General features: G+C 39.8%; 11 protein-coding genes. All 11 read left to right on the top strand.

Annotated features, from left to right (window positions below; all coding sequences use genetic code 11):
- The first annotated feature begins 43 nt into the window (after positions 1–43).
- The 11 genes from BLR60_RS13905 to BLR60_RS13855 all read left to right on the top strand — a co-directional run bounded on the left by BLR60_RS13905 (position 44) and on the right by BLR60_RS13855 (position 16393).
- Positions 44–946, top strand: coding sequence for a metallophosphoesterase family protein (locus BLR60_RS13905; RefSeq protein WP_090500847.1), 903 nt, complete (start codon positions 44–46; stop codon positions 944–946).
- A gap of 204 nt (positions 947–1150) precedes the next feature.
- Positions 1151–1531, top strand: a complete 381-nt coding sequence (locus BLR60_RS13900) for a LytR/AlgR family response regulator transcription factor (RefSeq protein ID WP_090500845.1) — start codon at positions 1151–1153, stop codon at positions 1529–1531.
- An 8-nt stretch (positions 1532–1539) separates the two neighbouring features.
- Positions 1540–2007, top strand: a complete 468-nt coding sequence (locus BLR60_RS13895; RefSeq protein WP_090500843.1) for a hypothetical protein — start codon at positions 1540–1542, stop codon at positions 2005–2007.
- Positions 2008–2187: 180 nt separating this feature from the next.
- Positions 2188–3963: an aminopeptidase P family protein gene (locus tag BLR60_RS13890; protein WP_090500841.1), complete on the top strand. Its 1776-nt coding sequence runs from the start codon at positions 2188–2190 to the stop codon at positions 3961–3963.
- A gap of 516 nt (positions 3964–4479) precedes the next feature.
- Complete coding sequence (locus BLR60_RS13885; protein ID WP_090500839.1) at positions 4480–7263, top strand: DUF5695 domain-containing protein; 2784 nt, start codon at positions 4480–4482, stop codon at positions 7261–7263.
- A gap of 419 nt (positions 7264–7682) precedes the next feature.
- Entirely contained in the window at positions 7683–9080 is a 1398-nt protein-coding gene (locus BLR60_RS13880) for an aminopeptidase P family protein (protein ID WP_090500837.1), read from the top strand.
- Positions 9081–9608: 528 nt separating this feature from the next.
- Positions 9609–11279, top strand: a complete 1671-nt coding sequence (locus BLR60_RS13875; RefSeq protein WP_090500992.1) for a M1 family metallopeptidase — start codon at positions 9609–9611, stop codon at positions 11277–11279.
- A 320-nt stretch (positions 11280–11599) separates the two neighbouring features.
- Entirely contained in the window at positions 11600–12517 is a 918-nt protein-coding gene (locus BLR60_RS13870) for a dihydrodipicolinate synthase family protein (RefSeq protein WP_090500835.1), read from the top strand.
- A gap of 14 nt (positions 12518–12531) precedes the next feature.
- Positions 12532–14118 carry an aldehyde dehydrogenase (NADP(+)) gene (locus BLR60_RS13865; RefSeq protein ID WP_090500833.1) on the top strand — a complete coding sequence of 529 codons (1587 nt, stop codon included), beginning with the start codon at positions 12532–12534 and terminating at the stop codon, positions 14116–14118.
- On the top strand, positions 14111–15112 hold the full coding sequence (locus BLR60_RS13860; protein WP_090500831.1) for a 4-hydroxyproline epimerase: 1002 nt from the start codon (positions 14111–14113) through the stop codon (positions 15110–15112). Before BLR60_RS13865 ends, BLR60_RS13860 begins: the two co-directional genes overlap by 8 nt.
- A gap of 39 nt (positions 15113–15151) precedes the next feature.
- Positions 15152–16393, top strand: coding sequence for an NAD(P)/FAD-dependent oxidoreductase (locus BLR60_RS13855; protein WP_090500829.1), 1242 nt, complete (start codon positions 15152–15154; stop codon positions 16391–16393).
- Positions 16394–16744: the final 351 nt, after the last annotated feature.

Raw genomic sequence — 16744 nt, 5'->3', positions numbered from 1 at the left:
GATAACGCAAAAATGTAACGTAGATTAAATTAAAGAAAACCTGATGGAAAGAAGATCTGCACTTAAAAATATCGGTGGCCTTTTTTTGCTGCCAACCTTATCGAAAGTTTCGATAGCTATAGATAAAAAGCCCGTTTTAAGAGTTGCGCACATAACCGATGTACACCTGAAAAACCAATTTAATGCACCAGCAAGATTTGCCAAATGTTTGCATCATTTACAGGCACAATCGCCAAAAGTAGATCTGGTTTTAAATGGTGGCGATATTGTTTTCGATATGAACAAAGAAAACATAAGTACCATTAACGAGCAATGGAAACTGGTACAGGAAACGATGAAAAACGAATGCAGCATCCCTGTACGTTATTGTTTGGGTAACCACGATATCTGGTGGAATGAGGATAGCAAAGGCGATGTGTTTTATGGAAAAAAATACGCCATGGATAAATTGGGACTGGTTAAACCTTATTACAGCCTGATACAGAATGGTTGGAAAATCATCGTGCTGGATAGTACCCATTTGGATATCGACAGTACCTGGTATATTGGCAAATTGGGAGATGAGCAATTTAACTGGCTAAAAAATGAATTGGAAAACACGCCTAAAACGACGCCGGTGATGGTGATGTCTCACATTCCGATCCTTACTGCACTATTAATGATAGAAGATAATATTGTTAACAAATGGACCATGCTGGGCGGCGATATGCATACCGATACTGCAAAGATTATTAATCTTTTTTACCAGCATCCCAATGTAAAACTGTGTTTAAGCGGGCATTTGCACATGCGTGATAAAGTTGTGTACAATAATGTGACCTATCTTTGCAATGGCGCGGTATCTGGTGCATGGTGGGAAGGTAACAGAAGAGAGACTGCACCAGGTTACGGTTTGATCGATTTGTATGAGGATGGGAGTTTTGAAGAGCAATACCTGGAATATTAGGAAGCGGGTTTTTATTAATAAATATGGAGGAATGTGTTATTTCCGAATTATAGACTTGCTCTTTATGGTTATGAAAAAATCATAAATTAGAAATACCGTCTAATTACTACACTGGGTATTACCGTAATTTTACCCTTTTTTTGTCTTTCTGTATAAATTAGGGTTAAGATATGTTAAGTTTGATAAAGCCTATCCTAACCGCCTATGTATTATAGTTGTGCAATTGTTGACGATGAACAACATGCCATTGATGTACTTCATGATTATATTGAAGACAATCGTTTTTTAAAACTATCCAGCACTTTCAACAATCCCATTGATGCATTAAAAACGATTAGTGCGGGTGATACAATCGATTTTCTTTTTTTAGATATTGATATGGATGGAATGAAGGGTACTGAGTTATCTAAACATCTCCGTTCTAAAGCGAGGTTTGTGATCTACGCTTCTTCCCACCTTGAAAATGAGATCAGGGGAATAGATGCTAACTTTGAGTGTTATCTGGGTAAACCGATCTCAATCAAACGATTTGCAGGTGCCATCAATAAACTGATACAACTTAATAATCTGTCGATAAACAATTGAAATTGCTTATGATCGAACTGACTTATCGCTTTGAACAGGAATTTTTAGGAAATATATCGTATCAATTGATGCGTGCAGGTATGCGAGACCCCTGGTTGGTATTATCTGGATGTAAGGTGTTGGGTATTATTGATCAGGTTGAAGGTTCCTGGACCCAAATTGTTGGCGAGGATATTCCGCCACTCGCTATTGAGGGGATGGGGAATTTGATTAATAAGCAGCAGTTTAGCTGGTTGCCAGATCTGATTAAAAAACAATGGCCAAAATATGTACTTGATGTAGTTGTAGAAAATTTGCAGCGTTACGAAATAATTTGCCATCAGGAAGCATGTACCAAACGTTTTAAACAACGCTTCACGTTGGGGATCCATGCATTGGCTGAGCGGGAATCAGCTCTTGTTTTCAAAATACGTTGTTTTCAAAAATCAGATTCATATGAGGTCATTAAAGATCCTGCAATTGACCGTTATGTTTAACATCTCATTGTATTGCAACTGAAGGATAATAATTTCTAAAGCAGTAACCGCTCCGGTAGCATTATGCTTTGTTGAGTCTGCTTTCCATAAAAAGTAGGCTAAAGATAGGTTGTATTAATCCTTGTTTGTTTTAAGATATCGATGTAATATTTAAATTTGCTCGATAAAACAATCGTTAACATGACCTTTGCCGAAAAATTGCAGGCCCTACGCCAATTAATGTTTGCTCAACAAGTAGATGCTTATATCATCACCGCCGCAGATCCTCACATCAGCGAATATTTACCTGAACATTATAAGGCCATTCCCTTCGCTTGCGGATTTACAGGTTCAGCCGGTACATTGGTTATTACGCAAGATTTTGCAGGCTTGTGGACAGATTCGCGATATTTTACACAGGCAGAAGCGCAATTGATTGGTACAGGGTACGAGTTGGTAAAGCTGAAAGTGCCGCACACACCAGAGTATATCAGTTGGCTATCTAAAGTACTGCCGGGGGGAGCAAAAGTGGGTTTTAACCACAAACTCATTACAGTGGCATTGGCACAGGAAATGCAGTATAGTTTAGTGCAGTGTGCAATAGAAATAACCGATGTGGATTTGATTAGCACCGTTTGGCTGGATAGGGTAGGGCTACCGGTAGAAAATGCTTTTTTAATTGATGAAAAAGCTGCGGGACTTAGCATTTCTGCTAAAATAAGCCAGCTAAGAGCAGCTTTAAACATAAATAAAGCTGATTATCATTTTATTTCTTCGCTGGACGACATTGCCTGGCTGTTCAATTTAAGGGGTAAAGATGTAGCGTATAATCCGGTAACTTTAAGTTTTGCTTTAATAACACCTACAGCTGTAAAACTTTTTATCGATAAACAAAAGCTGTCGCGAACTGATGTTCATACCTTAAATCAACAGGGTGTAACATTATATCCTTACGAAGAGGTGGCCAATGAATTGAAAAATCTACCAGAAGACATACAGATTTTTATTGATCCAAAACGCACCTGTTTTGGCTTGTTTGAATGTTTGCCAAAAAGTGCTAAAATAATTTTTGGTATTAATCCGAGTACCCATTTAAAGAGTTTAAAGAACGATACTGAAATTAGCCATATCCGAAAAGCGATGCTACATGATGGAGTAGCATTAACCAGATTCTTTAAGTGGATGGAAGAACATTTGGGCCGAGAAGAGATAACAGAATGGTCTGCAGCAGAGAAACTGGTGGCATTTAGAGCAGAACAAGCATCATTCGCGGGTTTAAGTTTTAATACCATAGCGGGTTATAATGCAAATGGTGCGTTGCCACATTATAGCGTAACAGCCGAAAGCAATCAGGAAATTGTAGGCAATGGTTTGTTTCTTGTCGATTCAGGTGGTCAGTATTTGTATGGTACAACCGATATTACCAGGGTAATGCCCATCGGTAATTGTTCTGCAATTCAGTCAGATGATTATACTTTAGTATTAAAAGGCCTGATTGAAGGTTCTAAACTGATTTTTCCAGAAGGTACCAAAGGTTATCAAATCGATTCCATCTGTAGAAAACCCCTTTGGGAGCATGCTATAAATTTTGGTCATGGAACAGGGCATGGGATCGGCTTTTTTCTGAATGTACATGAAGGCCCTCAGAATATTAGTCCGGCTAATGTAGATGTAGCCTTTAAAACAGGTATGGTAACCTCCATAGAGCCTGGAATTTATCGCCCGGGAAAGCACGGTGTACGTATTGAAAATCTGGTTTTATGTGTACCTAAAAACAATAGTGAATTTGGCGAATTTCTCACTTTCGAAACCTTGACCTTATGTTTTATCGATACCACTATTATCAATAAAACACTATTAGCGCCAGATCAGATCGCATGGCTAAATCAATACAATCAAACGGTGTTTAAGAAGCTTCAACCCATGTTAACTGAAGAAGAAGCCAAGTGGTTAGAAATGAAATGTCAGCCTGTTTAATCATTGCTATCCTGAACCTGGCCGTCACCCTGAACCGAGCCTTAGCGAGCTCACCGAAGGTAATTCATTTCAGGGTCTTTCCTGCTAAAAAGATGCTGACCAGGAAGTAGCTGCAAGTCCATTGAAAATATCATTTCTAATTGTAAAATAAGTTCAGCATGACGAATCGGTCAGGGATGGGGCGTTTATAAGACAGTACGCTAACCAAATAATTTATCGGTTCAGGCTTATAATATATGTTGTTAAACTACACTGCATCAATTACATGGTCAATAATTTGATGGTTGGATCAGGTATCCAATAAATTGCCAATAGGCTGTGGATTTCCCTCATGTAAATCTGAGTGCTTGCTTAATCTATGGGATCACAAAAACTGATCATCATCATTCACGCCTAACTTCTTGTAAATACGCCAATTCTTTACCGATTTTGCGCTATTTTAAACTTCCATGCCCGCTTTAACTTTTAAATTTTATTTTTGGTTTAACTAGCATTCTTAAAATCTGCTTTGTCGTTATGATAATCGAGCCAAATAAAAAAATAATATTTTCCATAATAAACTTTAAAGCAGTAATTTGCTTTATTTTAACTTTATTAAACATTGAGGTAACTCAGGCTCAATCGCCATGGATTGCGCTAGGTAAAAAGCCATCCACTTTGGGTTTGGAAAATGGTTTTTCAACCTATGATGCCGGGGCATTTAATCTAAAGCTCGTTAAGTCATCACAAACCGTGGCTGGCCTTCAACCCAAAATGGTTAAAGATTTCGATTTTGTACCCAGCGATAGCTTAAAAGTGCGTAGTTCTGATGGTTTGTACCATTTGGGCGATATCAATTTAAAATTACGTTACATTGGAGAAGGCGCCTGGAAAAGTTACAGCACTGCAGCAAAGCGAAGTCCTGTAAAAAATATTCCCTTAATTAAAAAAGCACTCGCTGCTGCCGATCTTGCCGCAACACTGCCAGCTGATATTCCGCTTGAGGTAAAACGGATCTGGGAAATCGTTAACGGTAAGCTCGTATTGTGCTTTGAGCTGAAAAACAAAACTGATAAAAAAGTAGAAATTGGTGCGCTCGGTATCCCGATGATTTTCGATAATATTTTAGAAGGCCGCACATTGGAGCAAACTCACGCCAAGAATGTTTTTTATGATCCATACATCGGGAAAGATGCGGGTTATTTGCAGGTTACGCGATTAAGCGGACATGCACCTTCATTGCTGGTTGTACCATTTGGACATACACCTTTTGAAGCTTATAACCCACTTAATGACGACTGGACACCGAGAGGAATTGCGTTTGAAGGTTTTTACGAATGGATGGTATATAGTAAAGCCTATGCTGAAAATGAGTGGAAGAATGCCGAGCAATGGAATACGCCAACTTCAACCGTTTTAAAGCCTGGTGAAAGCAGAAGTTATGCTCTGCAGTTTATCCTTTCAGGCACGGCAAAAGATACTGAAACGAAACTGATTGAAAACAAGAGACCAGTGGCCGTATCGGTTCCGGGCTATGTATTGCCTAAAGATGTGGAAGGAAAACTGTTTATTAACTATCCCAAAAAGATTAAAGCCCTTCAGGTTCAGCCTGAGAATGCTTTGAGTGTAGTTTCAGCAGGTTCAACCAAAAACGGTTGGAAAAGCTATATGGTAAAAGGGAATACCTGGGGAAGGGCGAGATTATCCGTTACGTATGAAGATGGCCTGGAGCAGACCATAAATTATAAAGTAATTGAAGCCGAGCCCGATGTAATTGTGAGCTATGGTAATTTTTTAACCACCAAACAATGGTTTAACCAGCCTGATCCTGTCTTTAACAGAAATCCGTCGGTCATTACCTATGACAATGAAAAACAACAGCAGGTCATCCAGGATAACCGCGCCTGGATTTCGGGTTTAAGTGATGAGGGCGGTGCAGGTTCGTGGTTGGGTGCCATGATGAAACAACTGGTTCAACCCAAAAAAGACGAAGTAGATAAGCTGAAACAATTTGTAGATAGCGTGATGTTTGGGAGGATTCAGCTTAAAAGCGGACCTCAGAAGTATGGCGTAAAAAAGAGTCTATTTTATTACGCACCAGATTCGCTACCTAAAGGTACTTACGATGCAAATATCAATTTTAAAGTATGGTCCGCATGGCCGAAAAAGGAGGCTGACAACCTGGGTAGATCTTATAACTACCCGCATGTTGCTGCAGCGCATTGGGTAATGTACCGGTTGGCACGTAATTACCGTGGACTTGTAGACGAGCAGAGCTGGAAACAACACCTAATTGATGCTGCTGAAACAGGCATGGCTATGGTTAACATTGCGCCTTATTATTCAGAATTCGGTCAAATGGAGGGGACAGTGTTCTTTCTCATCTTAAATGATCTTAAAAATGAAGGCTTAACCGCAGAGGCAACACGGTTAGAAAATGAAATGAAAAAGCGGGCGAATCACTGGCGATCTTTACAATATCCATTTGGTAGTGAGATGCCTTGGGATTCTACAGGTCAAGAAGAAGTTTATGTGTGGTCGAGTTATTTTGGTTACCAGGATAAAGCGGATGTTACGCTTGATGCCATTCTGGCTTACATGCCCGTGATACCACACTGGGCTTATAACGGTAATGTCCGCAGGTATTGGGATTTTCTTTATGGCGGTAAACTTTCACGTATTGAGCGGATGATCCACCATTACGGTTCAGCACTTAATGCCATTCCAGTATTAATGGATTACCGTAAAAACCCCGCCGATTTTTATCTTTTACGTGCTGGTTATGGTGGTCTATTGGGTGGAATCTCTAACATCACTCAGGAAGGTTTTGCGCCTGCAGCATTTCATGCTTATCCATCAACTTTAAAAAACGATGGTATTACCGGCGATTATGGATCTGGCTTTTTTGGCTATGCGGTTAATACGGCTACTTACATTTTAAAGCATCCGGAATTTGGTTGGTTAGCTTTTGGCGGCAATCTGAATAAAACTGGCCATACTGTCCACGTTAAATTAACTACGGCAGCAAAGTCATCCGTTTACATTGCACCTGCCGGACTTTGGATTAGTCTAGACGCCGGAACCATTGATGAAGTAGATTATAATACTTTGAATGGTGAAATTAGCTTAAAACTCGCTAAAGCAAACGAATATTCACCTAATGCCTTACTGAGGTTATCGCAACCTGCAAAAGCTAAAGGCACTGGTATTTATTCATTAAAAAGTAAAGGGACAGAGAAAAGGAGGGGATATGAATTTCCACTTTCAAAAGCGCATACCACTGAAGTAATTCTTCAATCGAATGCAACATTTCTTAAATAAGAAAATCTTATTTGTATTCTTTAGTTACTGTTAAACAGTACATTATAACATTTATTGTAAATATTAATTTAAATTTTTTACTTATTGGTATGTAAATCAATTTATTTATAAATATTTTTTATTGATTAAATGTATTTTACAGTTCATTTGTTATATGTATAAATACTTTAACTAGATTATATATTAATCTAATTTACAAAAATATATGCGGTATTATTTAGATTCTAGCGAACATGTATTGATAGCCTAAGGATATTAAACAAGATTTTTATTTCTATTTCGTTAAAATGAAATTTATTGTGACTTTTACTTCTGATTAATAGCTTATAATTTGCAAATACCCACCGTATTTTAGCCATTGTGTTTAATTATTATTGAATAAAATTCGGTTTTGGGATATTTGCTTTAACAAAAAAAAAATGTTTGAAAAGAAAGTTTACCTCCAAAGAAGAGCAGCATTAAAATCAAAGATAAATTCGGGAATATTACTCTTTTTAGGTAATGAAGAAAGCCCGATGAATTATAAGGACAATACCTACCATTTTAGACAGGATAGTACTTTTTTATATTACTTTGGTATCAGCGAACCATCTTTAGGTGCTATTATAGACCTGGATGAAGATCAGGTAATTCTTTTCGGTGATGAAATGGGAATTGATGATATTGTATGGATGGGCAGGAAAAAAACACTTGAAGAAAAAAGTCTGGATGCTGGCCTAACCAAAGTGCTGCCTTACGTACAGCTAAATACTTATCTTAAACAATACTTAGACAAAAGCAGGGCGGTTCATTTCTTACCTCCCTACCGTTCTGAGAATAAAATTAAATTGGCCAACTGGCTCAACCTGCCTATCGATCAGCTTAAAGAAAAAGCATCAGTCAGCTTGATCAGGGCAGTAGTAGCACAACGCTCAATTAAATCAGTTGAAGAAATTGAAGAGTTAGATCTTGCTGCGGCCAGATCTGCCGATATTCATTTAATGGTGATGCAGCAGGCAAAACCAGGTATGTATGAACGCGACCTTGCCGCTAAAATTCAAGGTGCTGCATTGGCTTCAGGTGGTAATTTGGCCTACCCGGTAATTTTAACCGTTCGTGGCGAAATTTTGCATAACCATTACCATGGCAATCAGCTTCAGGAAGGACAATTGGTTTTAAACGATTCTGGTGTAGAAACCGCTTTAGGTTATGCCGGAGATCTTACGCGTACTTTTCCTGTAGGCAAGAAATTTACCGCCGAGCAAAAAGATGTTTATGATATTGTGTTGAATGCTTATACGCATGCCAAAGATATGCTGGCGCCAGGTGTAAGGTATTTAGATGTGCATTTGGCTTCGTGTAAAATGCTCGCCCAAGGTTTAAAGGATATTGGCCTGATGAAAGGCAATATAGATGATGCCGTGCAAGCTGGTGCACATGCCATGTTTTTTCAGTGTGGAACAGGGCATATGATGGGCTTAGATGTACACGATATGGAAGATTTAGGTGAGCAATACGTAGGTTATACTGATGAGCTGACTAAAAACACTACCCAGTTCGGATTAAAATCGTTAAGGTTGGGCAAAGCACTGGAAACAGGATATGTGTTAACGGTAGAACCAGGTGTATACATCATTCCGGAACTCATTGATCGTTGGAAGGCCGCTAATCAGTTTGCCGAATTTATTAACTATGAAAAATTGGAGCAGTTTAGAAACTTTACTGGCATCAGGGTAGAAGACGATTTTCTAGTTACCGAAAACGGAAGCCGGATGTTGGGAAAACATTTGGCCATCACTACGGATGAAATAGAGACGGTTAGAAGCGAAGCTTATTAATAATAAGGTTTAACCGTTGTGATCCATTTTAGTTTCATTTTCTGATAGGATCGTCATGCTGAACTTCCGCCCGGCCGGTCGGACGGGTGTTTCAGCATCTTTCTGACTGGAAAATCACCACTGGAGATCATTAAAAGCTTGCTATTAAAGATGTTCAGTTATCAGGAATATTGCAGCTTTTCAATTAATATTTCGTTTTGGAGCGCAGGGTTTTTCGCTTTTTTTAAAGGAAGATCCTGCCATCCGCTTTATTCCGATGAAGGATCGGAATGCCCGCTACTGTCAGGGCTAGATACGTTGGACAGCAGCGCAGAACCCGGGTTAAATCCCCCCCGCCTGCAACGGGCAAATGATAGAATAGATGCTCCCGATTTAAGCACTTGCTTTGTTTGTTTAACGGTGTGCTTGCTTGTTTCACAGGTTTCATCGAAACAGGAGGGATAGCAGGACTGCCATAACCAATGAAAAACTGAAACTGCTTTTCAAATTAATAACACGCTATTGCAACATAATAACCAGCAAAAAGATATGAAAAAAATAACCTCCTTAACGCTACTTTTCTTAACGTTTAGTACCCTGCTTTTTGCACAGTTACCAACAAAGGTTTATACCCTTGCCGACACCTTAAGGGGAAGCTTAAATGCCGAACGGACCTGGTGGGATGTGCAACGTTACGAACTTGCTGTTAAGCCAGATTACAATGATAAGAGCATAACCGGCTCCAATAAGATCGTTTATAAAGTAGTGCAGCCCAATAATGGCCATACCCGCATGCAGATTGATTTGCAGGAGCCCCTAATTATTGATAGTGTTTTATATCATGGTGGCCAAAGGTTAAAATTCGAACATGTTGGCAGTGTGTGGTATGTACACGTGCCTGCACAAAAGTTATCGGCATTAAATAATGTCCATATTTTCTACCATGGAAAGGTACACCAGGCCGAAAGAGCTCCCTGGGATGGAGGCTTTATTTTTACTACCGATTCGCTTTCGCGTCCATGGATGACAGTTGCCTGTCAGGGTCTAGGTGCTTCGGTTTGGTATCCAAATAAAGATCATCAAAGCGACGAACCTAATTTAGGTGCATCTTTAACCATGACGGTTCCAGATACATTGGTAGCCGTGGGCAACGGTCGCCTGATATTCAAAAAAGATAACCACGATGGTACCACGACTTATCAGTATAATGTTAAAAATCCAATCAGTAATTATTGCATTATCCCCTACATAGGCAAGTATGTAAATTTTAAGGAGAAATACGCAGGCGAAAAGGGGGCACTTGATGTGAATTATTGGGTACTTGATTACAATTACCCAAAGGCGAAAACCTATATGCCCGATCAGGTACATAAAATGATGAAAAGTATGGAGCATTGGTTTGGGCCTTATCCTTTTTATGAAGATGGTTATCAGTTAATAGATGCTTCGCATACGGGTATGGAACATCAATCGGCAGTTTCTTATGGCAATGGCTACAAGTTTGGCTACAGAGGTAGAGATATGTCTGGCAATGGCTGGGGCTTGAAATGGGATTTTATCATTATCCACGAAAGCGGACACGAATGGTTTGGTAACAACATTACCAGCAATGATCTGGCCGACATGTGGGTGCACGAAGGATTTACAAACTATAGCGAAACCCTTTTTGTAGACTATACTTTTGGTACAAAGGAAGGTAACGAATACAATTTCGGCATAAGAAAAGGCATCAAAAATGATACTCCTATTATTCCCGATTATGGTGTAAATGCGCAAGGCAGTGGCGATATGTATCCTAAAGGAGGCAATATGCTGCATGCCATCAGGCATAGTTTAAATAACGACCAGCTTTTTAGAACCATATTACGTGGACTTAACCAAACTTTTTACCATCAAACGGTAACCACTGCGCAGATTGAAAATTATATCTCTAAAAAAGCGGGTTACAATTTTTCAAAGGTTTTTGATCAGTATCTACGTACGGTGCAGGTTCCGGTATTTGAGTATTACCTTAAAGATGGTAAAGCTTTTTACAAATATAGCAACTGTGTTAAAGGATTCAATCTGCCCTTAAGCTTAAAAAAAGAAGGTGTTAAAACACTGAAAATTATTCCTGCTCAAAACTGGCAGCAGGTTACATTGGCCAAAGGGCAGGATGCACTTTTTACAAAATCGGGTATCGAATTTATGTATTACCTTCAGGTGAAAAACACAAAATAAATTATGGTAAAACAGAAACCGTAGGAAGATTTTTCTATCTTGTTGATTTTAAAGGCATTCTTGTTTTGGGGAATGCTTTTTTTTTGATGGCTAATTTCTTTTACAATTACTTAAGGCTTTTTCTAATCAAACCTGTCTGATTGATTGGCGTATTTACGACCATTATCGGTTAAAATACAACAATAACGCCGCAGGGCAATTTCCTAACTTTGAATATCATGATTTAGCTTACCAATCTGATTAAATGAAACCTGTCCATTGGCTTTTTGGTGAAGGACAGGTTAATTTTTGAAAATATTTTATAAAAACATAACATTACAATGAGTATCAAATGGACTGGGGTTTTCCCTGCTGTAACGACTAAATTTACAGCGAACGATGAATTAGATTTTCCGGCTTTCGATTTAAATATCGAAGCACAATTGGAAGCAGGTGCTGAAGGGATTATATTAGGCGGATCGCTTGGAGAAGCCAGTGTATTAACCGATGAAGAAAAATTTGGTTTGTTATCACATACCTTAAGCGTGGTAAATGGTCGCGTTCCGGTTTTATTGAACATTGCAGAATCAACTACAAAAAAAGCAATCGAAGTCGCTAAAAAAGCAGAATCTCTTGGTGCGCAAGGTTTAATGTTATTACCGCCAATGCGCTACAATGCTGCTCCAGATGAAACTTTAGCCTTTTTTGGTGCTATTGCTGAAAGCACAAGCCTGCCTATCATGATTTATAACAATCCTGTTGATTATAAAATCGAGGTAACCTTAGATATGTTTGAGGTTTTAACTAAATACGATAACATCCAGGCGATCAAAGAATCAACAAGAGATGTATCTAACGTAACCCGGTTAATCAACCGTTTTGGCGACCGTTTTAAAATCTTTACGGGAGTAGATCCATTGGCGATGGAAAGTATCGTAATGGGCGCACATGGATGGGTTGCAGGTTTAGTTGATGCTTTCCCAAGAGAAACTGTTGCCATTTTCAGATTGGTTAAAGAAAACCGCATTGCTGAAGCACTAAAAATTTACCGCTGGTTTTTGCCAGTGCTGGAGTTAGATATTCATGCAAAATTGGTACAATATATTAAATTAGCAGAAGTTGCCACAGGACTAGGCACTGAAGCTGTTCGTGCCCCGCGTTTACCATTAAGTGGTGCGGAAAGAGAGAAAGTATTAAAAATTATTAACGATGCATTAGCTGTTCGCCCGGAATTACCTGCAGGTAGTTGGGGTAAATAGTTTAAAAACCAAATATGAACGGAAAAAATATTGTAGCCAGCACTTATATTGAAGTTAATGAAAAGAGCCTTAAAGCTGTTAATCCTGCAACGGGATTAACGCTTGACGGTGAATTTTTTAAAGCTAACGAAAAACTGGTTGATGATGCCTTAACAGCAGCAACATCGGCTTTCCAAAGCTATAGAAACTTAAACAAAGATCTTAAAGCCGCTTTTTTAAATGCCATTGCAGATGAAATCGCTAATCTTGGAGAGGAACTTGTAAACAGGGCTTCGGCAGAAAGTGGTTTACCTTTGGCTCGTTTACAGGGTGAGTTGGGCAGAACCACCGGACAGTTAAGGTTATTTGCGAATTTGGTTGCAGAAGGCTCCTGGGTTGATGCCATTATTGATACGGCATTACCTGACAGACAGCCTTTACCGCGACCTGATATCAGACGAATGTTAATCCCAATCGGACCAGTAGTGGTTTTCGGAGCAAGCAACTTTCCGCTTGCTTTCTCTGTTGCTGGTGGCGATACCGCGTCGGCACTAGCTTCTGGTTGCCCGGTGGTGGTTAAAGCGCATCCCGCACATTACGGAACCAGTGCTTTGGTAGGTGGTGCCATTATTAAAGCCGCAGAAAAAACGGGAATGCCCAAAGGTGTTTTCTCTTTGTTGTATGATGATGGTTATGCTATTGGTGCTGGTCTGGTGCAGCATCCTTTAACTAAAGCGGTAACTTTTACAGGTTCTTTTAAAGGCGGTATGGCCTTAGTTAATCTTGCTCAACAGCGCGAACAACCGATTCCGGTTTTTGCCGAAATGGGCAGTATTAATCCGGTAATTTTTCTGCCGTCAGCGATAGAAAATCAGGCAGAAGAACTGGCTAAAAAATATGCTGGATCTATTACCCTGGGCGCGGGTCAGTTTTGTACCAACCCGGGTTTATTGCTAGCGGTACAGTCGCCTGCATTAGAAAATTTTAAAGCAGCTTTAAAAGAGGCCATTTTAACTATTCCATCTGCAACCATGCTTACCGAAGGCATTGCCAATAATTACGGTAAACTTTCTGCTCAAGTGGTAAACGAAGATGGCGTTGTACTTTTATCGGCATCAACGGTGAAAAATACGGAGCTTCAAAATCAATCAGAGGCGAAAGTTGCTCAGGTAAGTGCGGCCGATTTTATTAAAAATCCAAAACTCCGCGAAGAAATTTTCGGCCCATATTCGTTATTGGTTGTTGCCCGGGATAGCGCTGAACTGGAACAGGTTATTGAGGTGCTGGAAGGCCAACTTACCGTTACCTTAATGGCCGAAAAACAGGAACTTAAGCAATACCAGGCTTTAGTAAATAAGTTGACGGATAAAGCCGGAAGAATTATACTAAATGGTGTGCCTACCGGTGTAGAAGTTTGTGCCGCCATGCAACATGGTGGACCATTCCCGGCTACCAACGATAGCCGTTTTACTTCTGTCGGTTCTACTGCCATCAATCGTTTTGTTAGGCCGTTGGCATACCAGGACTGGGAGCAGGAATTATTGCCAGACGAGTTGAAAGATGGTAATCCATTGGGTATTTTCAGAATGGTCAATCAAAAATTAACGCAATCTCATGAGTAAAACTTTTTTTTGTGTAGATGCACATACCTGCGGCAATCCGGTGAGGTTAGTTGCAGGTGGAGGACCTCAGCTTATTGGCTCGAACATGAGCGAAAAGCGCCAGCATTTTCTAAAAGAATTTGATTGGATCAGAAAGGGTTTAATGTTTGAACCACGTGGCCATGATATGATGTCGGGCAGCATTCTTTATCCACCTCACGATCCGGCTAATGATGTAGCGGTACTTTTTATCGAGACCAGTGGCTGCCTTCCAATGTGTGGGCACGGTACCATTGGCACCATTACCATTGCTATCGAAGAAGGGCTTATTCAACCGAAAATACCTGGACTGATCAGAATGGAAGCGCCAGCCGGATTGGTTTTGATTGAATATAAGCAGGAAGGAAAAAAAGTAAAGTCTGTTAAGTTGCGGAATGTGGCATCTTACCTGGCTGCTGAAAATCTTCAGGTAGATTGTCCTGATTTAGGCATGCTTACTTTTGATGTGGCTTATGGCGGGAATTTCTACGCCATTGTGGATCCACAGGAGAATTTTCCGGGATTAGAAAACTATAGTGCTTCGCAGTTGATTAGCTGGAGCCAGATCATTCGAAAACGCATCAATGAACTTTACAGCTTTATTCATCCACAAGATCCTACTATAAATGGCTGTAGCCATATATTATGGACAGGAAAAACTATAGATCCAACATCAACTGCCAGGAATGCGGTTTTTTATGGCGATAAAGCTATTGATCGTTCACCATGCGGTACCGGTACTTCAGCCCGTTTGGCACAGTGGTTTGCTAAAGGAAAACTAAAACAGGGAGAGGATTTTATCCATGAAAGTTTTATTGGCAGCAAGTTTATCGGTAAAGTAGAAGAAGTGGTAAACCTGAATGGAATTGAGGCCATTATACCAAGTGTAGAAGGCTGGGCAAAAGTTTATGGTTATAATACCATAAAAATAGATCCCGAAGATGATCCATATGCATATGGTTTTCAGGTGATTTAAAGAGTTTAAAAAAGAATATCAGCAGTATAAGTTAAAAGCATGTCGAAAGTATTAATTATAGGTGGTGGAATAGTCGGTCTGACCTCAGCATATTATTTGCAGAAAAGGGGTTATGAAGTAACAATTTTGGATAAGGGAGATATTGCCGACAACTGCTCATTTGGTAATGCAGGGATGATTGTGCCAAGCCATTTCGTTCCTTTGGCTGCACCAGGGATGATACAGCAGGGGATCCGTTGGATGTTCGACAGCAAAAGTCCTTTTTATGTACGCCCTTCTTTAAATGCAAACCTTGTCAGCTGGGGCTTGAAATTTATGAAACATGCCACGGCCAAACATGTAAGCGAGGCGGCGGTGCCATTACGCGATTTATCTTTACTAAGCAAAAAACTATATGAAGGCCTCGCCAAAGAACCTGATTTCGATTTCGAATTAACCAAAAATGGTATTCTGGCATTTTATAAAACGGAAAAAGCAGCAGAAGAAGAAGCGCATTTAGCGGCAAGAGCAATAGAACTTGGCTTAGATATGGCTGTACTAACCGCTGATGAATGTCGGGCTTTACAGCCAGATTTAAAATTAGATGTTTTGGGAGCGGTACACTATCGCTGCGATGCGCATCTTTATCCAACAAAATTGATGAATGCCTTACTCAAGTATCTATCAAACAATGGCGTTAATATAGTTCGTCATAAAGAAGTTGACAAAATTGAGACTTCAGGTAACCGCATTACGAAGGTTTTTACGGGCAGCACCGCCTGGGAAGCAGATGAGTATATTTTAGCGGCCGGTTCGTGGTCGCCTGCGGTGGCTAAAATGGCTGATGCTAAAATATCTTTGATGCCAGGTAAAGGTTATTCTTTTATGGAACCTGAACCTAAGCAGCGTGTAACGATCCCGGCATTGTTATGCGAAGCCAGGGTGGCCATCACACCAATGAACGGTCAGCTGAGATACGGCGGTACAATGGAGTTAGATAAGATTAACACCCGTATTAATATGCAAAGGGTTAAAGGGATTGTAGAATCCGTTCCGGCATATTTCCCCGATTTAAAACCTGCCGTTCCTGTAGAAAAAGATATCTGGTATGGTTTCCGTCCATCATCACCTGATGGTTTGCCATATATTGGCCGATGCAAAAAAAGAGAAAACCTGATTATTGCAACTGGCCACGGCATGATGGGATTAAGTTTAGGACCAGCAACAGGCTTGTTGGTTAGCCAGATTGTTTCTGGCATAGCTACTGATCTGAAAATGGAGCCATACAGAGTAGTGCGATAATAGAACAGATTTAAAAAATTCGCCGTCATTTCGACTGAAGCGCAGCGCAATGGAGAAATCTTTGAACTATGAAAAAGATTTCTCCACTGCGGTCGAAATGACGATACTTCGAGGCCGTTCACCTTCTTTACTCATCTATCTGTTAGTCGGGATTTCTAACCCCATCTTCAAAATAAAGAACAATTTCCCAACAAAAAAACGCCGAAATAGATTGCTAAACCAAAAAATAGCAAACTTTATTCGTTTTAAATGGTGCTTTACAGTAGGTTAACTAAACCTGTAGTGATTTTCGAACTACCGAATTCATCATGAAATCCGTCATATTTTATCAAATTGTAGCAGTATTTTAAC

Origin of the sequence: Pedobacter terrae (assembly GCF_900100705.1) — a bacterium.
GTDB classification, from domain to species: domain Bacteria; phylum Bacteroidota; class Bacteroidia; order Sphingobacteriales; family Sphingobacteriaceae; genus Pedobacter; species Pedobacter terrae.
The sequence above is the reverse complement of the archived record's forward strand: the minus strand, read 5'-3'. Positions and strand labels throughout refer to the sequence as shown.